Origin of the sequence: Holdemania filiformis DSM 12042, assembly GCF_000157995.1 — a bacterium.
Taxonomy (GTDB): domain Bacteria; phylum Bacillota_I; class Bacilli_A; order Erysipelotrichales; family Erysipelotrichaceae; genus Holdemania; species Holdemania filiformis.
In genome coordinates this window covers 193,036-213,519 of record NZ_GG657561.1, presented here as the reverse complement: position 1 = coordinate 213,519, position 20,484 = coordinate 193,036, and the positions used below count along the sequence as shown (strand labels likewise).

The window sequence follows — 20,484 nt, the reverse complement described above, 5'->3', positions numbered from 1 at the left end:
AATTCATCAACATAGATCCGGTCAGAACACGTTATCGTTTTCATGAAGAAGACCTCGCTTTCAGAGAACACTCATCATTTCTAATGAGTTAATTATACAATTCATCCTTCTACATTTCAACGCATTTGAGTTTGTTTCATTCTTTTCATTTTCCTCGTTCAAGGTATTGGTTATTTTCAATTTGTTCCCATAATCCTCCTATCTTTTCAGCGCATATCTAAACGATGAATTCTATCGCTTTAAAACTCTTTAGCAGCATATGACTCTAAAGAGTTTTTATTTTCCTTACTCCTTTACGATGCACTTTCCTAATAGAAATAAAATTCCTCCTGTTTGTTAACCAAGAGGAACTTCAGTTTCTTTGCGGACCGGGATCTGGATCTCGGTCAGATATTGCCGCGGATCCGTTTCATTCCAAGGACCGCGGTGTACGATTTGACGATCGGGACCATCGAGTAGGGTTCCGTTTTCTTCCAGCCAACGGACAAACGCCCGATAGGCTCCGGCGATCTCTGAAAACGGACCGCAGACAAACGTGCTGGCCATTGCCGCCCGGCCTTCAACGTCGCGAAAGCGGAAATCCCCCTGATTCTTTCCGCTTTGCTTCACCGGAAGGCACAGTTCAACGTCAACGTTCTTTTCTTGGTACGCTTCATCATGAAAAATTGAAAATGCCTGGCCGACTGCCGTCAACCGTTCGGTTTGGACAAAGGCCGCCATTGCCTGCCATAGCGCGCCTTCGGCATAATAATCGGGGATGACGCGGCGTAAGGACAAAACATGACAAGCGGGTACAGCTTTGATCACAATCTGAACCGGATCCGCAAAATGACCCTGACTTTGCCGCTGTTTCAGACTTTCCAGCCGTTTGAGCTTGATCTGTTCCGCCGCGATGATCTGCTGGATTTCCTTTTGTTTCGCTTCAATCAACGCCGGTGAAAGACTTTGCGAACCCATCATCGCGCTGATCTCGCTGATCGTAAAGCCGCAGTCGCGCAGCGCCAGGATCTGGTTTAACCGTGTCAGCTGATCTGAGGAATAAAGCCGGTAGCCCGTCTGCGGATCGATTGCCGCAGGCTTTAACAAGCCTGTTTCATCATAGTAGCGAAGCATGCGGATCGAGATCTGCGTCAGTTTGGAAAATTCGCCGATTTTTAACATCCGTCAGTCCTTCTTTCCGGCAGACGGATCAAGCCGCGATGAGTGTCCTGACGTTGCCCGCTTTTTCTCACAGCGGCCGCAGCGCGTACAGCCGTTGCAGGTCAGCTGTCCGCCGCAGCGCTGGCAATGCGGCCCAAAATAAGGCTGATACAGCCGTTCAGGCGGGATCGGACCATATTCGTCTTCCAGATGAAAGACCTGCGGCCGGCCGCGGAAGCTGAGTCCGGATTTCCACGCCATTTCACTTTGCAGGCGCTTGGACGGCAAAGGGTACGTTTTTCCGTCTTTGACAAAAACTGAGCCGGTTTCAATGAAATTAAAAGTCACTCCGGCCCGGCGGCATTGCGCCCCCAGATCCTGGACCCAGCGATAATCGCAGGGCCGCGCACCGTCGTAATTTTCCCCGCCGCAGATCACCTGTTCAATCTGGCCGCTGGCTAACCACGGCGACAAGTCGACAGGACCGATCAAGGGTGCACACATCACTCCTTTATGTTGAAATGGCAGCTTCATCAGCCAGTCCATCCGCGATTCCGCTCGTTTCTGATTCTCCACGGTCACATTAAAAAAGATGTTTTCCCAACCCATTCCCCAATCCGCCGGAAGACACGCCGCCACACGCTCAGGACGTTTTGTCAGCAGGAAAAAGATGACATCCGACCGTTTTTTCATGATCTGCCAGGCTTCATCCCGCCACGGATCCGCCTCGGCCAGGAAAAAATCAGAGTTCATGCATACGCGCACCCGCTCGCCGCTCTGGATCTTATAATATCCGCGCCGGTCTTTTTTTACCGGCATGTCGACCCCCCCTGCAACCCGCCGGATCTGTGATCCGTCCTGGCCCCGCTGGTGATCCAGAAAATACATATAACAATGCTCGCAGCCTTCGCTGATCTTCGTACAGCCATGCCATGGATTCCAGATATCATGCATCGGGATCTCCCCCTTCTTTTTACCGTTTTCTTCATTGTAGCGAAACGTTGAATTATTTTCAAGTTTTCTTAGAATTGATTCCGATAAAATGGTCCGCAGAAAAAGAAAAGAATCCTGCGCCAGGTCAGAATTCTTCTATTTCACCTTGATATTGATGAACCCGTTCGATCAAGCGGCCTCGCGCGCCCATCGTAAACGCCAGATTGCTGCTGCGGATCGCGATCAGCCGGTCGCCGTCCTGCAGCTCAAAGACCTTCAGCATCGTAGGATCCAGCTTCAGCAAGCCTGACGGTGTGACTGGAACCCAACAATATTGCCGGCCCTTATGCCGAACGAACGTCCCCGCCGGCAGCTGAAACTGCGCCAGCTTGGGATGCTCGTCAAGAATCGGCTGAAGCAAAGATCCTACCAGCAACCCTTTGCGGTACACGATAAACCCGCCGGTTTCCCGGCTCCCCGTACTCAGGATGACATTCGCTTCCTCACCAAGGCGATATTCATCAACGGCAAGCGGCGGCAGCTGGATTTGATCTTGATGAACGACAGAAATTCCGAAACAGAATTTTCCGCCGGGATTGCATTGCGGCATAACGATCCCTCCTTCATAAAGGAAACCTATTCTATGCCCTGGTTGCCTGGTTGTCAAGAAAGGCGGGTCTTCATCGGCTTGTTTCTATTTCACCACCCGGCTTCAGCCTTCGATCAGCTGACGGCGGGTCCAGCGGTCGCCGCGGAAGCGAACCGCAAAGAAAGCGGAACGCACAAACCAGTCGCAGATCATCGCCAGCCAGACGCCAACAACGCCCAGCTCGAAAACCAGACCGAATACATAGCTCAGACCGATCCGGCAGATCCACATCGACGCGATCGAAACGCTCATCGTAAACCGGGCGTCGTTGGCAGCCCGCAGCGCATTGGGCAGCGTGAAGGAAACCGGCCAGATCACCATCACGAAGAAACCATGGATAAACAACAGCTTAAACGCGATATCCAGCGTTTCCGGCGACAGGTTATACAGCTTCAATAAGACATTCGCTCCCAGCAGAATGCAGACGTTCAAAGCGATCGAAGCCATATACGCCCATTTCATCAGCTTCTTCGTGTAATATCGTGCTTCCTCGATCTTCCCGGCGCCGACGCACTGGCCGACCACCGTGACCAAGCCCAGACCGATGGCCGCAGCGGGAATGACTTCCATCGACGCGAAGTTGTTGGCGACGGCATTGGCCGCGATCGAAGCGGTACCGAACATCGCGACTAAGCTCTGCACCAGAATCTTGCCGATCTGGAACATGCCGTTCTCTAATCCGTTCGGGATGCCGATCTGTAAGATCCGTTTGATCATCGTCCAGTCAAAGCCCAGATGGAAATACGAATCCAGCCGAATCTGATCCTGCCGGTGCCGGAGCATCACGACGATCAGCACCGCACAGACGATCCGCGAAATCAACGTCGGGATCGCCGCGCCTTCCACGCCCATGCCCAAACCGTAAATCAGGATTGCGTTGCCGACGATATTGAGTGAATTCATGATCAGCGAAGTCACCATCGAAATCCGGGAATTGCCCATTGCCCGGTATAACGCCGCGCAGGAATTATACAGAGCGATAAACGGATAGGACATCGACGTGATAAACAGGTAGGTCTGCGCACTGGCAAGCACCTCCGGATCCACCTTGCCGAAGATCAGCGCGATCAGCTGCCGGCCGAAAATCAGAAACATCACCATGATCACCGCGGAAATCGCCGTCGTGCACAAGATCAGCTGTTTCGCCGAGAAACACGCCTGTTCCTCTTCCTGCCGGCCGAGATACTGCGCTGCGACGACCGCGCCTCCGGTGGCCAGCGCCGCAAAGATATTGATGATCAGAATGCTGATCGAATCGACCAGCGAAACGCCCGAAACCGCGGCTTCGGAAACGCTGCTGACCATCATGATGTCCGCCATGCCGACCAACACCGCCAGGATCTGTTCGATCACCAGCGGAATGATCAGCTGTTTTAACTTTTGATTGGTAAACATTGTCTTCCCCCATTTCCCTGAACTTGTCTGATTATACGCTTTCTTATCGGGAAGTTCAATTTTGTTTTTCTGTTAATAAGCGCAGCTCCTCGGCAAAAGCATCGCGATGCGACGCAAAGAGGTGATAAACATACAAAAAAGCTGACCTGCGTCAGCTTTCGGGTTATGCTTCAGTTTTCTGGTTTTTGCTTTTAATCAGGTTCAAAAGACCGCCGGCCCGCAGAATTTCCAGCTCCCGCGCAGTACAATGATGCTGGACCGTGAAAGAGAAGCCCTTCGCGTCCGTGATCGTCAGCGGCTGGCCTTCCGCCAGCTTACCGCAGTCCAGCGCCAGCGTATCCAGCATCGCTATTCGCTCATAGTCGTCCGGCTGCTCAAAGACCAGCGGCACAATTCCAGCGTTGATCAAATTCTGACGGTGAATCCGGGCATAGCTCTTGGCGATTACCGCCTGGATTTTCAGATACATCGGTGCCAGCGCGGCATGTTCGCGCGAGCTGCCCTGCCCGTAGTTTTCCCCGGCGATAATCCACCCACCCCCATACTGCAGGCAGCGGTCGTGGAATTGCGGATCGATCTGGCTGTAACAGAACTCGCTGATCTTTTCGATGTTGCTGCGGTACGGCAAAATCTTGGCTCCGGCCGGCATAATGTGATCGGTTGTGATGTTGTCCCCGACCTTGATCATGACCTGCGCTTCAATCGTTTCCGCTAACGGGGCCTTGGCCGGATACGGCTTGATGTTCGGGCCGCGTTTTATTTCCACCGCCGGATCGCAGCTGGGCTGGATCAGCATCGTGTCGTCGATCAGATAAGCGTCCGGCATCTCCGGCTTGGCATAGTCGATCGTTTCCGCGCTGCACAGGACTCCGGCGATCGCGCTGGCGGCTGCAGTAGCTGGGGAAACAAGATAAATCCCCGCGCTCATCGTGCCGCTACGGCCATAGAAGTTGCGGTTAAACGTGCGCAGCGAGACACCGTTCGACTGCGGGCTCTGCCCCATTCCGATACACGGTCCGCACGTTGCTTCCAGTACCCGCGCGCCTGCCGCGATCAGATCATCCAGCGCCCCGCAGCGGCTGAGCATCCGCAGCACCTGCTTGGAGCCGAAGGAAATCACCAGTGAAACTTCCGGATGAATGGTCTTGCCTTTGAGAATCCGGGCCACCTCCAGCAAATCGGTAAACGAAGAATTCGTACAGGAACCGATTGCGACCTGATCGACCTTCAACCCCGCCAGCTCCTCGACCGGCTTGACTAAATCCGGGGAATGCGGACAAGCGACCAGCGGTTTCAGCGCGGCGCAGTCAATTTCAATCACTTCATCATACACAGCGTCCGCATCGGGCTTCAGTTCAAGAAAGTCAGCGGCACGGCCCTGCTTGGTTAAAAACTCACGGGTATTCTCATCGCTGGGAAACAGCGACGTCGTCGCGCCCAGCTCCGCGCCCATGTTGCAGATCGTACTGCGCTCCGGTACGCTTAAAATCAAGAAGCCCTTCGCCGGTATATTCCAGGATCTTGCCGACGCCGCCTTTGACGCTCATCAGCGACAGAACCTTCAGGATGATATCCTTCGCCCCGACGCCATGCGGCAGCCGGTGGATCAGCCGCACGTTGACGATCTTCGGCATCGTTAAGGAAAACGGCATGCCCGCCATCGCGCAGGCCACGTCCAGTCCGCCCGCACCGATCGCGATCATCCCCATCGCCCCGGCGGTCGGCGTATGGGAATCCGAACCCAGCAGCGTCTTGCCTGGTTTGTCAAACCGCTCCAACTGCACCTGATGGCAGATCCCGTTGCCCGGCCGGGAGAACAGAATGCCGTAACGATCCGCGACCGTGCGCAGATATTGATGATCATCGGCGTTTTCAAAGCCGTTCTGCAGCGTGTTGTGATCGACGTAGCTCACTGAGCATTCCGTCTTAACCCGCTCGCATCCCATCGCCTCAAATTGTAAATAAGCCATCGTCCCCGTCGCATCCTGCGTCAGCGTCTGATCAATCTTGATTTCGATCGGCATTCCCGCCTTCAGCTCACCCGCCACGCAATGCGCCACTAAAATTTTTTCCGCCAGTGTCTTCATCCAACCCCTTCTTTCATAGACTTTATTATATCAGCTCGTTTCCGCTTTTGAAAGTCTTTACACAAAAAGTAAATTGTTTTCTTTTCTGTGTCATTTCTTTCATTTTTGTAGTAAACTAGAACCATTGAGGTGAAATCATGAACAGTCAGCTGCAGAAGATCTTCCAGGAATCGATCCCGGAAAATAAAATCGACAACGAATTATACACAAAATATGACGTAAAGAAAGGTCTTCGCAATGAAGACGGCACCGGCGTCTTGATCGGTCTGACCCGGATCGCGGACGTCGTCGGCTACAAGCTGATCGACGGGAAAAAGGTGGACGATCGCGGTGAGCTGTACTACCGGGGGATTCCGATCACCCAGCTGTGCCGGAATCTAGATCAAGATCAGATCTGCGGTTATGAGGAAACGTGCTTTCTGATTTTGTTCGGTCATCTGCCAAGCCGTTCGGAGCTGGATCTGTTTACCGCTGAACTGCGCGGACGCTACACGCTGCCGGAGGGCTTTCTGGCGACCAACATCCTGCGTTATCCCAGCATGAACGTGATGAACCAGATCCAGAAGGCCTTGTTGATGTTGTATGGAGAGGATCCTTTGGCTGACGATATCTCGGTTGCCAACACGCTGGACCAGGGATTGTCAATCCTGGCGAAAATGCCGGCGATTCTGTGCTACTCGATGGCCGCGAAAGCGCATTTCTTTGAAAACAAGAGTCTGATCGTCCATCCGGTGAAGCCTGAGCTGTCGATCGCGGAGAACATCCTGTCCTTATTAAGACCCGATCAACAGTTCACCCCGCAGGAAGCGAAGATTCTGGATCTGATGATGGTGCTGCACGCCGATCATGGCTCCGGCAACAATTCCACATTTACCAATATCGTCGTCGCTTCTACCGGTACGGATATCTATTCTGCGATGGCGGCTTCCGTAGGCTCGCTGAAGGGTCCGCGCCATGGCGGAGCGAACATCTCCGCCCGGCGGATGATGGACGCGATGCTGAAGCAGCTGGGGCTGGACGCCAGCGACGCACAGATCACCCGGATTTTAGAACAGATCATGGATAAGCAGTTCTTCGACGGCAAAGGCTTGATCTATGGCATGGGTCACGCCGTCTACACCCTTTCCGATCCGCGCAGCGAAATCTTAAAAGCACAGATTGAAATTTTGGCGCAGGAGAAAAACCTTTCCCGCTTATATCAGTTCTACCGCCGCACTGAAGAATTGGCAAAGCAAGTCATCTTGCGCCGCAAAGGAATTCATGTCAGCAGCAACATCGACTTTTACAGCGGGCTGGTCTATTCCATGCTGGACATCCCGGAAGATTGTTACTCGCCTTTGTTTGCCGCCAGCCGGATGGTCGGCTGGCTTGCCCACAACATTGAAAACAAGCTGTATTGCGACAAGATCGTGCGGCCAGCCGGCAAATACGTCGGCGACTTAGCTGATTATATCCCGCTTGCGCAACGTCAAAACCGCTGAACTTCAGCGGTTTTTTTGACAAATTATCGCCTTTGTCAACATTCACAGACATTTTCTCTTGACATTCCTTCTCTGCTCTTTATAATTTATAAAATAGTTTACAAATAAACCATTTAAAGGAGCTGAATCTATGAATTTGACTATTTTGATTGTTACGATGATTGCGGGATTAGGCGCGGGCATTGCGACCGGACTGGCAGGCTTGTCGGCGGCCGCGGTCATCACGCCAATGCTGGTGACCTTGCTGGGCTTCAACGCTTATGAAGCCGTCGGGATCTCGCTGGCCTCCGACGTGCTGGCCTCGGCTGTTTCGGCCTTCACTTATTACAAACACAAGAATCTGGACATCCGCAACGGCTTGATCATGATGATCTCGACGGTGATCTTTACGATGGTCGGCAGCTGGCTGGGGTCGCTGGTGCCGCAGACGACGCTGGGCAGCTTCTCCGTCTGGATTACGATGATCCTCGGCATCCGCTTTATCGTCAAGCCGGTCATGAGCGCCAGCTCCAAAAATCAGACCCGCACCGCGAAACAGAAAGCGCTGTTATCGCTGGCCTGCGGCGTCCTGATCGGTCTGATCTGCGGCTTTATCGGCGCCGGCGGCGGCATGATGATGCTGCTGGTCTTAGTCAGCGTGCTGGGTTATGATTTAAAAACAGCGGTCGGCACCAGCGTGTTCATCATGACGTTCACCGCCTTAACCGGCGCTCTCAGTCATTTTGCGATCAGCGGCACGATCCAGTGGTTCCCGTTGATCAGCAGCGTCTTCTTCACCTATCTGGGCGCGATGATCGCCGCGCGCTTCGCCAACAAGGCGGAACCGAAAAAGCTCAATCAGGTCACCGGCGTCGTCCTGTTTATTCTGGGCGTATTCATGTTGGCGATCAAATATCTTGGCTGAATTCTTATAAAACACTCCGTTTCGTGCGGAGTGTTTTTAATCTGCGATTTACTTTCTTTGTCATCCATGAAGATTGAAAAAATATTTCTATAGGAGGAGTGTACTTGCTTAAGAAATTAAAAGACAATCGCAGGGTGTGCCATCCAATACGATACGATTTCTTCCATAACTGATTCAATAGGGTTTAACTATTTTCATCTCCATTAATCAGGTATTCCCCTATCTTATTTCCATTTATTTTCTGAAGCTGACCAATGAGCAATATACTCTTTACTTTGCGCAGCTGCTCTGAACGGATTTGCTAAGAAAACATTTATCGTTTGCAAAATAGTACTGTAATCCTCTGTTTTCACATCAATTTTGCGGCAAAAAGCCTTCCACTTTTTGTTCATCATTTCATCGTGATCAAAAGATACAACCTGTTCAAATTGTTCGATTGTAAAAATATGTTCACGATTTTCAAATGTTCTTTTTAAAGCCTTGGTCAGTATCGCACCATCAAAATCAAATTTATTGGCCAGATAATAGATATCATAGTAATCTTTCATTCTACTTGAAAATTCCATGAGGCTAAGTATGGCATCGATCTTTTCAGCAATTGTCGTTTCAAGCGAATATGTGTTCACTATAGGAGCTGAAAAATCGTTAAGCTGCGTAGGAATTCTTCGTCTTTCCTGATTTGGAACAATAATATCGCCTACACCTAAATCAATACTAACCGGTGTTTTTGTATTGTTAATCTGCGCTATAAGTGAAACACCAATGCCAGCATACTTCTTTGCTACAGCAATAGGAGCCACATTTCGAATTTCAAATTTTATAAAATTGTTGTCCGTCGGCGTATTGATTATTTCTTCCATCACAGACTTCAGCCGCTCAGGAGTATTGGGAACTTTTTTAAGGAGAAAATCAATATCCACGGTTACACGGCTGTCAAACTCGGTAATAGAATAAATGAACAATCCGCCTTTAAGCACAAAGTTTTCAGCATATTTAGAGTTTTCCAAACGACGTAAAAATTCTTCCTGGCAAAACAATTGCAGGCAGAGCTGATAACTTCTGCCACTTTCTTTTGCTTTGTTCTTTAACCGCGCAAGTACAGAGGCTCCCCTATCAGCCATTTAACATTACCTCCATCAAATCATTTATTTTTTTTAACAGGCCCATTTCCTTAGCATATTTTGAAAGGTTAATCAAATTCTTTTGTTCATCGTCAACATAAGAACGAACAGCTTTATTAAAAAGCTCATTGTCCAGCTTTGTTCGATATTTAAAGCAATCACAAATTGTCCGTTCTCGATCATATATCGAAAGTATCGTACCATCGATATTTGCCGATGTTTTACCCAACTCATAAAACTGAGTAGGAATATAATAAACCTTTATTGCTATATCATCTAATTTTATTTTTGCTCTCGATATAGTTCTGGGTACTGCAAGCGTCCAAATTCTTGGAGTAAAATCACTATATCCATAATAAAATAGAGCTGATTCAACACAAACAATGCCTTCCGGTAACAAAACATTTAATATCTGTTCTTCAGTTATATCCAAATTATCTGCCAATTTATAAAATCCATGACGAATACGTTTTAAATATCCTGCTTTATATAAATTAAACACCTCATATTTCGCAAGTCCCGCTGCTATAAAGTCAGCTGTTTTCGCAATTCCACCTGTCGTGATTAGCACTTTTTGTGCAATTTCCAGTTTTGTCATTTCATCACCAACTTTTAACACACAAATTTTTAGATTTGTTGTATGAAAGTAGTGTACCATGCCATCTTAATCTTATCAACAACTTTTCGCACACAGTTTTAAAAAATTGTAGTAGGAAAGTTAGTGAAGACCTTTCTTTATGCGCTTGATTTAGTCCAAAGTAAATTGCATGACCATATACAGGGTAATCGCTTAGCAAACATCTAATATTGAATGTTAAATAAATCATTAATAAAGCTATCCATAAAAGCTGCACGAACAGAAAGTTTGTGCAGCTTTTTAGCTAAGTTCAAAATTAAATCATCAGTTACATCTTATATTGTTTCAAATCATTATGGCAGACAACCTTCCGGCAGATTTTGATTGTAAAACAGCTGGACAACTTTATCATCGGACAAGGATTCCAATGAAATCGTCTTATGATACGCCATATTCCCCGCAAGCGCATAGACGTCCAACGACTTCGCAGTTTCGTTAATGTCCAGGGTTTGCGTATTGAAGTCATGATTCTGATAAAATTCGTCCAGTTCTGATCGCATGCCATTGCGAATTTCATTTAAAACAGCTGAATCGCGAACAGATTCAACGTCTGCCCGGCAGACGGGATTCACCCCTTCTCCACGCTGTTCGTCATACTGCAGGTAGATCATATCCACTTCGCTGATTTTCTCGATTTGCTGAACTTGAACTTGATAACAGAGCGTGTGAATTCCCCGATTGATTCCCCAGGCGGTTAATCCCAAAATGAGAAAACCAAGGATTTGCTTCAGCGATACCTTCTTACTCTGTCGGTACAGCATCATCCCGCCGAAATAAATAACGATGAGCAACAACACTTTAAACGGCTGGCTTTGATATCCTGATATATCGCTCGTGCAGTTCAGCATCAGTAAAAAGGTATACGTCAATAAGAAAACCGGCAGAACCCACTTCGATTGAAAGTTTCTGCCAACATCTTCGTTTCGCTGCCGCAGGCTGATCCGCAGGGTCAGCCACAGCGCCGCAATACTGATGAGAAAGACGACGCTGAATTCAATCCAATTCAAGTTTATCCGGATAATCCCGGCAGTTAAAAGCGAATCAAAATCTTCTGACATTCTGTTAAAAGCATACTGCCACGGCGAGAAAAATTCGGGCATGAATGAACGATTGTCAAACAAAAGATGCCGGCTCAGAATCTCAGTACCATCGTTAACGATGGCGATCGGCAGCATGATTGCTCCAGCCAGTGCGATCATGCCTTCAACGGCAGAGCGGCAAAAGCTCAGAATGAATAGATTTACGGAAGTCATCAGAAGCAGACTGCCGCACTCATTCAGCAACAGTACCGTCATGGCGGCAAACGAAAGGTTTTCCCTGACGGCAGCAACGAACAGGAGGAGGCATGCTGGAACCAGAACCAAAAACAGGATAACGCCAAAGCGCACAAGGATCAACGTTTCCCGCCGGATCGGCAGCGCTCCGTAAGTGTAAGCCGCTTTTCGTCTAAACTGCCAGAACTGAAACACAAATGGAATGATCAGCGATATTGCGGTAAGAACCATCGGCAAGGATTCGATGTTGATGAAATCAAACGCAAACAACAACTCAAACCCTGAAATCATCAGAAAAAGCGGCAGCGATTGCTTCATCAGATATCTAAAATATTTTTCCGTCATTTTCCCATCCCCTTTCTATACAGAAGCATTCTTCATCCCGCTTAACGAGCTTCCGCTGATCATCGCGGCTGGCAGCATGCCGGCAGATCCTGCTGATAAAACAGCTGGACGACTTTGCTGCCCGACATTAAATCCACCGGGATATTCTTATAATAAGTTAAATTTTTATAATCATGAAAACGCACCTGCATTGCCCGCGAAGCATCGTCGTTCCAGTCATCATATTCATAATAGCTGGCATCTTGATAAATTCCTTCCAGCGAAGTTTTCATCCACCCCCGCAATTCGTTCAGCACTAACGGATCCTTTACCTGATCGACTTCGACCTTGCATAGCAAATTTTCGGGGATCATCCGCTTGTCGTTATATAAATAATATTCCACGGATACTTCGTTCATTTTTTGAATTTCTCGTTTCTCAAGACGGTAACAGAGCGGACGAATCCCCAGGTTAATCCCCCACGCGATCAATCCCATCGCCAGAAAACCAACGACCTCTTTACGCGACGGTCTTAAGCTTTGCCGGTAAAGCATCAGCCCGCCAAAATAAACAAGAATCATCAGAAGCGCCATCAAAATCCAGCTGCGGTTGCGCGGCAAACCCTGCGTGCAGTTCAGCATCAGCAGAAACGCATAAGCCGAGGATAAAACCGGCAGCACCCCTGCTGAGCGGAAGCCTTTCCCGGCCTCCTCGTTGCGGAATTTCCGGCTTAACCGCAGGGTCAGCGTCAGGGCCGCCGCACCGATCAGAAAGACAAATCCTAATTCCATTCCATCCCAGTGCTCTCCCGTGAAAACGCCGGTTAAAAACGCCTGAAAATCGCCGCTCATCTTACTGAATCCATAGGTCCAGGGTGATAGAAAGTCCAGCCACTGAGGGCTGTTAAACCCAAACAGAAGATGCTGACGAAGGATATCAGACAGATTATTAAGGATCGTCACCGGCAACAAGAGATATCCAGCTAACGCGATGATCCCTTCCGCCGCTGAATGACAGATACTCAGAATCAACAGATTCAGCGAAGTCATCAGAAACAGATGGCAGATCCAGTTCAACATCAGCGAGATCATTGAGGTAAAAGAGATGCTCTCGCGAACGACTACCGCGAACAGAAGAAGGATCGCCGGAACCAGCACCAGAAACAGAACGACGCTGATCCGGGCAATGACAAATTTCTTTCGATCCATCGGCAGCGCCCCGTAGGTGTACGCCGTTTTTCGCCGGAACTGCCAGAACTGAAACAGAAACGGAATTGCCAGCGATACGATGACCAAATAGGCCGGAAGATTATCCGGATTGATAAAACCGAGCGAGAACAACAGTCCAAATATCAAAATCAACGCAAACAGCGGCAGCGATTGCTTTATCAAATATTTAAAATACTTCTCCGTCATTCTCCTCATCCCCCTTCCAAGTCGAATCGGTCATCAGGCTGAAATAATCCTCCAGACTGAGCGGCTGAACGTCGGCCAACGCCGGGGACAGCCCGGCAATCGCGCTGCGGATCGCCTGTTCCTCTCCGCGCACAACGGCGTTCCAGCACTTTCCGATCTGCTCCATCTGAACGATTTCCAACGTCTTCAAATCCGGCTTGCGCTCCTGGAGAAACACCAGCTGCACGCGAAACAGATGATTCTCAAGCAGATCCTGCTGAGCGACGATCGTCTGATCCTTCATCAAGAAACAATGATCGCAAATTCCCTTGATCTCTTTTAAACTGTGTGAGACCAGCAGCACGCCCATCGATTCATCGCTGATCTTATCCGTCAGACACCGCATAAGATACCGCCGGACGTTCCAATCCAGACCGTCGAACACTTCGTCGATCATCAATAGCCGCAGATCCAGACTCAGCGCGATGGAAAACAACGCCTGACGTTTCTGACCTTTCGACAGGCTGCTGATCCGCAGCTTTTCTTCCAGCTGAAAATGCCTTAAATGCTGCGCAAACGTTTCTTCGTCGAGCTGATAAAACATGCTGTAAAATTCCTTCATCTGACGAATCGTGAAAAACTGACCTTCGTCAAAGTCCTCGCTGATTAAAAACAGCGCTTTCCGGTTCAGCGGTTCATGAATCAGATCTTTACCATCCAGTTCAATCCGTCCCGCTTCCGGCGTCAGCACGCCCGCGATGCAGTTGAGCAGCGTCGTTTTCCCGGCGCCGTTGGGTCCCGCCAGACCGCAAATCTGACCGGCCTGCACGCTCAGGCTGCAATCCTTGACGATTTCCTTCGCTTGAATCGACTTTGTTATCTTGTCAACAATCAACATTATTTTCCCCTTCCTTCCTTATAATTTCGATCAGCTCGTCCGTGCTGATCTTCAGCGTGCGGCATAACTTCAGCAGCTGCCGGACTTCCGTTTCCACACCGCAAACTTTTCCATTCGCAGGCCGGCCGCGGACAAACACCCCTTTTTTCGGCAGCGTATACAGCACGCCTTCCACTTCCAGTTCCTGATAGGCTTTCTGCACGGTGTTGGGATTGATATTTAATTGCTGAGCCAGCGAGCGCACCGAAATCAACTTCTCATCCGGCTGCAGCACGCCGGCTTCCACGAACCGGACGATCTGACGTTTAATCTGTTCGTAAATCGGTTCGTTGCTTTGCGTATTGATCAGAAACAAGCTCCCGCCTCCAATCTGTATCATCTGTACTATCTGTGTTAACTGTATTACTATAAGTGAAAAATGTCAATCCTGAATTGACGCTTTTCTCCCTCCCTCCTCTTTTCTTTTTTCATCAGCCTTGTATAATCTAAACAGAAGGAGAGATCGGTTTATGAAAATATTTGCCAATCATGCGCATGTGTTCCGCCAAGATCAGCGGGCAGACGGAACGGTCAGCGCTTTGCTTGAAGTCATGGATAAAACAGGAATTGAGAAATGCGTCTGTTTCGCGCCGTTTTACGAATGGGGTCTGGACTATAACCCAAATCTGTGGATGGCGGAAGAGCTGAAAGCCCATCCAGAGCTGACGGGCTTCGGCGTCGTGGACATCCACGGGCAGGATCTGGCCGGTCAGGTCAGAGAAATCCGCGAACTGGGATTGAAAGGCATCAAGCTGCATCCGGCCTTCCAGAAATTTGCGATCGACGGACCGGAAGCGTTCCAGGTTTATGCGGCCGCGCAAGAAGCGGGATTATTCCTGTCGTTTCATACCGGCGTGCACTGGCATCGGATCAAGGATTATCAGCCGCTGCTGTTTGACGAAGTCGCCTGGAATTTTCCGGACTTGAAATTCTCGATGGAACACGTCGGCGGCTATTGCTTCTTTAACGAAGCGCTGGCCGTCATCCTGAACAACCGCGCGGAAGAAACCGGCAAATGCAACGTCTATGCCGGATTAACGAGCGTATTTGACAACGACCGCAACCGCTTCTGGTATTTGGGCCAGGAGAAGGTGCGGACGCTGCTGCACATGACCAGCGATGAGCTGTGTCTGTTCGGATTGGATTTTCCTTACAACAACGCTGAAAAAATCACGGAAGCGATCGAAGAAATCCTGCGTCTGCCGATTGATGAAGACGCAAAACAGCGGATCCTGGGCGGCAACCTGGCGCGGGTTCTGGGTGTTGATCTCTAACGTTGATTCTGGAATGTTAAAAATCTTGAAAAGCGAACAAAAAAAACTTGGTCGGCAGGTGGCCTTCGCTGTTTGAAAGGCCTCCTGTCCTCGCCAAGTTTTCTTTTCATTTCCGCGCTACGGTTCGATGATCGCGAAGCGTTTGTCAAAATCGGTGATGGTCTCCGTCAGCTCCGCGATACAATGGGGATCGCCGTCGATCTGAATCAGCTTTGCTTGCAGATCTACATTGCGGGTCAGCATGGCCGCCAGCCCCATACGCGGCATCGTCAGTGTCGCCCGGGCGTCTTTCTCGTGAAGCTCCGGATAAACTAACAGAGCGCCGTGAATCAGATGCACGCAAAACTTTTCCTGGGTGTCCGTGATTGCCAAGTTCAGCTTGATATCCTTGTCCTCCGCCTGTTCGCCGTCGATCAGAATACCCAGATAGTCCAGCATCATGCGGCTGTCCATACAGCGGGCCAGATCCCCGGAGTTTTTCGCCTGCCGGCCTGTTTTGACCCCGTGGCGGAGTTCGTCCGCGCCGTTGAGATAACAGTTGCGCCAGGGTCCGGATTCGGCCTGATAGCCCAGTTGTTCCAAGGCATCCGCGCAGAGATAGCGGGCTTTCTGATGGTCAGGATGGACAAAGACAACGGCGTTGGCCAGCTCCGCCGCCCATTGATATTCACCCTTTTCCAGTGCTTTTTCCGCTTGTTCCAACACAGCCTCAAGGCCGCCGGCCAGCTCGATCAGCTTCTGCCCCTGCTCAGATGGGGGCAGCGGATTCAGATTGACCGGATTGCCGTCATACCAGCCCAGATAACGCTGATAGACCGCTTTGGCATTGTGCGACAGCGTACCGTAATAAGGCCGGGTCGTCCACACTCTTTCTAACGATTTCGGCAGCCGGATCGTATGGGAAATTTCATTCGGCGTCAGGCCTTTATTCATATACAGCAGCGTCTGATCGTTGATGAACTTGTACACCGCCGCGGTTTCCTCCAGAATTTCGTTGACTTCCTGATTTCCCCAGTGCGGCCAGTTATGCGCCTGAAACAACACTTCGGCCTCGCTGCCGAACAGCGCCCTGGCCTGCGTGATCGCGAACGCCCACGCATTGCCGTCACGGATCTGCGTGCCGCGCAGCGTATATAAATTATGCATCGTCGCATTGCACAGTTCGGCCATCCATAAGGCCTTGAACTGCGGCAGATACCAACACATTTCCGCCGGTGATTCTGTTTCCGGCGTCATCTGGAAAATAAATTCCACGCCGTCGATGATCCGTCTTTCCCCCGTCTGCCGGATTTCATCCGTAGGCCGGATAAACGTGACCGTCCCGCGCGACTGCCCCATCCCGATCCCCATCGCGATCGCGCCGGTTTCGCCAAAATCCAGCGCCGTTCCATACTGGTAACAGGCCCGCCGCTGCATCGCGTTCATCGCATAGACATTCTCGCTGGCAGCGTAATCGGTATAATGCTCGGGCACAATGATCTGAACCGAACCATTTTGAACCGCTTCTTCACTGACAATGCCCTTGATTCCGCCGAAATGATCAAGATGCGGATGTGAAATCACAACGGCGGAAACCGGCCGCGTTCCAAGCACGGCATTGACTAAGGCCAGCGCCGCGGCTGAGCATTCGCAGCTGATCAGCGGATCGCAGACGATCCAGCCGGTTTCCCCGGCGATGACGGTCAGATTGGACATATCGTAGCCGCGGACTTGAAAAATTCCGTCGACAACCTTGAACAAACCGGTCTGATGATTCAGCCAGGCGTTGCGGTACAGGCTCGGGTTGATCGTTTCCACTTCCTGTTCCTGATCCAGACAGGCGATTCTCTGACTCCAGATTACTTCGCCTTCCGCGTTTTTAATTTCCAGGTTTTCTACTTTTTTCAAACAGTTGCGCAGTGCGCATTCTTTCTCATGCGGATCATCAAAATCCAGCAATGTCTTCATCGCTTGATGAATCTGGCGGGTCGCCGCGCTTGCGGGTTTTGACAAATCGTTGTATTCCATAACTTATCCCTCCGTGCTTGATGATAAGAAACGGACTGCAGCTTGTCCATGGACACTCTCCTGTTCTGTTCGATTTTTGGGCAGATTCTCAATTTGCCCAAAAGAATTTGGACAGCGGAACCGGGGTTTGTTACAATAATGAAAAAGGAGTGAGACTGATGGCGACTTCCGAACTGACCCGGCAGGCGATCTTCAATGCCGTAGAAAACTTGATGCGCAAGAAATCGCTGGACGATCTGCAAATCGGACAGATCAGCGATGTGGCCGGCGTCAGCCGCAATACGCTTTATTATCATTTTTCCGATAAGTACGAAATTCTGGACGCTCTGTTAAAAAGCCGGCTGATCCCCGTTGTCGAACCGCTATTGACGCGGGAGCGTTGGGCGCGGTCGCTGGAAGCGGCGGCCGCCCAGCTGCGGCAGGATCCGGCGTTTACGCTTCATGCCCTGCACACATACGGGCGGGTCAATTTAGGCACGGTCCTGCGCGAGATTTATGAAGGCTTCCTGCGCCAGCAGCTGCAGCTCAGCCATCCGGATTTAAGCGCTAAGGAACAGGGGCTGATCGTGCGTTTTTATACGCATGCGATTGTCGGCTTGCTTCAGGATTGGATCAATCTGGGGATGAAGCAGGACGTCGGCGAAGCGATTGCCGTGATCACCCGGGCGATTCATGAAAACATCCTTCAATCCCGCAAAAAATAAAAATCCGCAGCGAATGAACTTCTGAAATTCATCCGGCACGGATTTTTTTAATTATCGGCGGCTGGCGCGCTGGCGTTTCGCTCTTCTCGCCAGGGCCCGGCGGCGTTTTTTATCCGCCCGCCGTTGTAAAACAAGGACGGTGATAAACAGGATTAACAACGCGATCACGGCCGCCAGCGCCTTGATCATCAGCTGCGGCCAGTCTAAACCGTTCTGGGCGATCGTCATGACCTCAACCGGCGCCGTGTCTTCATATTGGTTAACCGTCTGACGGCTGACGAGCACAAACTGACCTAAGGCTTCCGTCGAGAAGGTCAGCGTCGAAGCGCTCTGCGTCGTCGGCATCTGGATGACGTCGCCGGCCTCCAGCCGCCACACCGTTACCTTCTTTGAGCTGTCCCAGCCCTCCGGCAGACTCATCGTCACGCACAGCGGCGTGCGCAGCGTCAGCGTTTTGTCATAGTTCTTCTGTCCCGACACGCTGAACCATTGTTCAATCTCCGCACCGTTGCCGCTGGCGATCGTCTTCACCTGGGCCTGGACCTCCGCCTCCGGCGCGGTTTCTTTCAACGTCAGCTTGTAGGTGTCCGGGATGCCTTTTTTCTGTCCCGGATTTTTCTGCGGCAGCGCCAGACTCAGTCCGGAAACCGCAAACTGGCTGTCCTTGGATTTCAGGATCAGCGAGCGCTGTCCGTCCAGCAGCGGTTTCAGCAGCGCATCCAGCGAACGGATCTGAGCGATCGTCCAGGCCGAAACCTCCGTCGTGTCCAGCCGCTGTTTCAGCTGGATCAGATCAGTCTTCTGCTGCTCCGTGACCGCCGCCGGATCAATCGCGTCGATCAACGCCTGAAGATCCTCTTTAAGCGCATCCTGGGCTTGGGTCAGCAGCTCGGACACCTCAATGTCGTAACTGGTCGTCGCCGTGCCGACAGTCACCGTGACCGTCTGCGGCCCGTCGGTGTTCATATCAAATCCGCTCACCATGGAACTGGTCAGCGGCTTCTCTTCCTGCGTTCCATCAGCATATTGAACCAGGACTGATCCCTCTTTAAGATCAATACGCGAACCGCTCGCAAATTGTTGCTTCGGCAGCGAAATCATCGAAATGGATTGGATTTCCTTATATTCAGCCGTATAAACGCCGTTGTTTTCCTGCCAGCCGACAAAGACGCCGCCTTCCCGGGTCGGTTCCGGCGCATACGGCTCGCTGTTTTCCAACAGATCGATTTCGATCCGGCTGCCGCCCTGCGGGAATGTTCCTTCACCCGCGTCAAAGACCGCGGATTTCAGCTGCAGCGTATTCAATCGGTCCGCGTTTAAAATCAGCTGGAAGCTGGATGATGGCAGATAGCCAATGCAGTCTTCAAAGCGATAAGTAAAATCTTCCGCTACCGCGGCTTCACTCTGCACCTTATACCATGTGCCTTCTCCATTCTCAAGCTTTTCCAATAATACCAGCGCCAGCGGCGCCGTCTTGCCTGTCGTATAGAGTACTTCAGCAGAAGCGGCGGGTTCGCTCAGGATTTTAAGACTGGTGTTTTCCGTATGAATGCCCAGCGTCAGCTGGTTCAGATCTTTCAATCCCATCGCTTCGTCCAGCTGCATATAATAGGAAGCTGCTTTCTCACCCCAATACGGATCAGAGGCATAGCTGACGTTCATCCCGCTGGCCTTGTCGCCGAAGAATCCGCCATGATACTGGAACTTCTTCGGATTGAGATAACTGGCGGAAACATAGGTTTTGGCATGCGATAAAATGGAGCTGCTTAACTTGAAATAGCGCTTGGCGTTGGCCTCGACGTCGCTGTCATACGCCGCGTGACCGAACAGATTGTTGCGCGTAAAGCTCAGGGAACTGCGGCCGCTGGCCGATTCGTTCATCGACAGCGCCAGCATCATTAACGCATTGGACCCATACAGCGACTGCGCCTGCAGGAACGCGCCTTCCTCGCCATAATACAGCGACTGGTTCAGCGTATCGTGAACGGAATTGCGGTCGCGGTCCTGATAGGAAACGATCGACTGATCAATCCCCAGCGTCTTCTGGAAATAATCCGTCAGTTCCGCTTCCGTGTAAAAGGACAAGGACCGATGGGATAAATATTGATAATAAAAATAAAAGGGTTCGGCGGGATTGACTGACGACGCGGTGCTTCCCTTGCGATAATCCTGCAGCATCACCGCCGGATCTTCATAGAAGTAGTGGCCGTCATAGCTGTAAAG

General features: G+C 50.6%; 18 protein-coding genes. 4 read left to right on the top strand and 14 right to left on the bottom strand.

Features of this window, described 5'->3' with window-relative positions; genetic code table 11:
* Positions 1–336: 336 nt before the first annotated feature.
* The 6 genes from HOLDEFILI_RS13645 to HOLDEFILI_RS20545 all read right to left on the bottom strand — a co-directional run bounded on the left by HOLDEFILI_RS13645 (position 337) and on the right by HOLDEFILI_RS20545 (position 6,204).
* A complete protein-coding gene (locus tag HOLDEFILI_RS13645; protein WP_006060371.1) occupies positions 337–1,161 on the bottom strand; it encodes a MerR family transcriptional regulator in 825 nt (274 codons plus the stop codon).
* A 3-nt stretch (positions 1,162–1,164) separates the two neighbouring features.
* Positions 1,165–2,094, bottom strand: a complete 930-nt coding sequence (locus tag HOLDEFILI_RS13640) for a DUF5131 family protein (protein WP_083787633.1) — start codon at positions 2,092–2,094, stop codon at positions 1,165–1,167.
* 124 nt (positions 2,095–2,218) lie between these two features.
* Positions 2,219–2,683 (bottom strand): hypothetical protein, encoded by a 465-nt coding sequence (locus HOLDEFILI_RS13635; protein WP_006060368.1) that lies wholly within the window; start codon positions 2,681–2,683, stop codon positions 2,219–2,221.
* 102 nt (positions 2,684–2,785) lie between these two features.
* Positions 2,786–4,117 carry an MATE family efflux transporter gene (locus HOLDEFILI_RS13630; protein WP_006060367.1) on the bottom strand — a complete coding sequence of 444 codons (1,332 nt, stop codon included), beginning with the start codon at positions 4,115–4,117 and terminating at the stop codon, positions 2,786–2,788.
* Between the two features lie 163 nt (positions 4,118–4,280).
* Positions 4,281–5,609 (bottom strand): aconitase family protein, encoded by a 1,329-nt coding sequence (locus HOLDEFILI_RS13625; RefSeq protein ID WP_425268581.1) that lies wholly within the window; start codon positions 5,607–5,609, stop codon positions 4,281–4,283.
* Complete coding sequence (locus HOLDEFILI_RS20545; RefSeq protein WP_006060364.1) at positions 5,524–6,204, bottom strand: aconitase family protein; 681 nt, start codon at positions 6,202–6,204, stop codon at positions 5,524–5,526. The genes HOLDEFILI_RS13625 and HOLDEFILI_RS20545 overlap by 86 nt, the downstream gene beginning before the upstream one ends.
* A gap of 137 nt (positions 6,205–6,341) precedes the next feature.
* Here HOLDEFILI_RS20545 and HOLDEFILI_RS13620 point away from each other — a divergent pair, with 137 nt between their 5' ends.
* Positions 6,342–7,685, top strand: coding sequence for a citrate synthase (locus tag HOLDEFILI_RS13620; RefSeq protein WP_006060362.1), 1,344 nt, complete (start codon positions 6,342–6,344; stop codon positions 7,683–7,685).
* A 130-nt stretch (positions 7,686–7,815) separates the two neighbouring features.
* Positions 7,816–8,589 (top strand): sulfite exporter TauE/SafE family protein, encoded by a 774-nt coding sequence (locus HOLDEFILI_RS13615; RefSeq protein WP_006060361.1) that lies wholly within the window; start codon positions 7,816–7,818, stop codon positions 8,587–8,589.
* Positions 8,590–8,813: 224 nt separating this feature from the next.
* On the opposite strand, the gene HOLDEFILI_RS13610 is transcribed toward HOLDEFILI_RS13615, so the two are convergent.
* The 6 genes from HOLDEFILI_RS13610 to HOLDEFILI_RS13585 form a co-directional block, all read right to left on the bottom strand.
* The gene (locus HOLDEFILI_RS13610; RefSeq protein ID WP_006060360.1) at positions 8,814–9,710 is read right to left on the bottom strand and encodes a nucleotidyl transferase AbiEii/AbiGii toxin family protein; all 897 of its coding nucleotides are present in this window, start codon (positions 9,708–9,710) and stop codon (positions 8,814–8,816) included.
* A complete protein-coding gene (locus tag HOLDEFILI_RS13605) occupies positions 9,703–10,308 on the bottom strand; it encodes a type IV toxin-antitoxin system AbiEi family antitoxin domain-containing protein (RefSeq protein WP_039865210.1) in 606 nt (201 codons plus the stop codon). Before HOLDEFILI_RS13605 ends, HOLDEFILI_RS13610 begins: the two co-directional genes overlap by 8 nt.
* A 332-nt stretch (positions 10,309–10,640) precedes the next feature.
* On the bottom strand, positions 10,641–11,966 hold the full coding sequence (locus HOLDEFILI_RS13600) for a hypothetical protein (protein WP_006060358.1): 1,326 nt from the start codon (positions 11,964–11,966) through the stop codon (positions 10,641–10,643).
* A gap of 59 nt (positions 11,967–12,025) precedes the next feature.
* Positions 12,026–13,360 (bottom strand): hypothetical protein, encoded by a 1,335-nt coding sequence (locus tag HOLDEFILI_RS13595; protein WP_006060357.1) that lies wholly within the window; start codon positions 13,358–13,360, stop codon positions 12,026–12,028.
* Positions 13,341–14,237 carry an ATP-binding cassette domain-containing protein gene (locus HOLDEFILI_RS13590; RefSeq protein ID WP_006060356.1) on the bottom strand — a complete coding sequence of 299 codons (897 nt, stop codon included), beginning with the start codon at positions 14,235–14,237 and terminating at the stop codon, positions 13,341–13,343. Before HOLDEFILI_RS13590 ends, HOLDEFILI_RS13595 begins: the two co-directional genes overlap by 20 nt.
* Positions 14,224–14,592: a GntR family transcriptional regulator gene (locus HOLDEFILI_RS13585; protein ID WP_039865060.1), complete on the bottom strand. Its 369-nt coding sequence runs from the start codon at positions 14,590–14,592 to the stop codon at positions 14,224–14,226. Before HOLDEFILI_RS13585 ends, HOLDEFILI_RS13590 begins: the two co-directional genes overlap by 14 nt.
* 154 nt (positions 14,593–14,746) lie before the next feature.
* Here HOLDEFILI_RS13585 and HOLDEFILI_RS13580 point away from each other — a divergent pair, with 154 nt between their 5' ends.
* Complete coding sequence (locus HOLDEFILI_RS13580) at positions 14,747–15,550, top strand: amidohydrolase family protein (RefSeq protein ID WP_006060354.1); 804 nt, start codon at positions 14,747–14,749, stop codon at positions 15,548–15,550.
* Between the two features lie 117 nt (positions 15,551–15,667).
* Here the strand turns inward: HOLDEFILI_RS13580 and HOLDEFILI_RS13575 are convergent, their stop codons facing one another.
* On the bottom strand, positions 15,668–17,557 hold the full coding sequence (locus HOLDEFILI_RS13575) for an alkyl/aryl-sulfatase (protein WP_006060353.1): 1,890 nt from the start codon (positions 17,555–17,557) through the stop codon (positions 15,668–15,670).
* Between the two features lie 158 nt (positions 17,558–17,715).
* On the opposite strand from HOLDEFILI_RS13575, the gene HOLDEFILI_RS13570 reads away from it, so the two are divergent.
* Complete coding sequence (locus HOLDEFILI_RS13570) at positions 17,716–18,261, top strand: TetR/AcrR family transcriptional regulator (RefSeq protein ID WP_039865059.1); 546 nt, start codon at positions 17,716–17,718, stop codon at positions 18,259–18,261.
* A gap of 51 nt (positions 18,262–18,312) precedes the next feature.
* Here HOLDEFILI_RS13570 and HOLDEFILI_RS18530 read toward each other — a convergent pair.
* Positions 18,313–20,484, bottom strand: a 2,172-nt coding sequence (locus HOLDEFILI_RS18530; protein WP_006060351.1) for a glucosaminidase domain-containing protein, incomplete at its 5' end; no start/stop codon positions are given.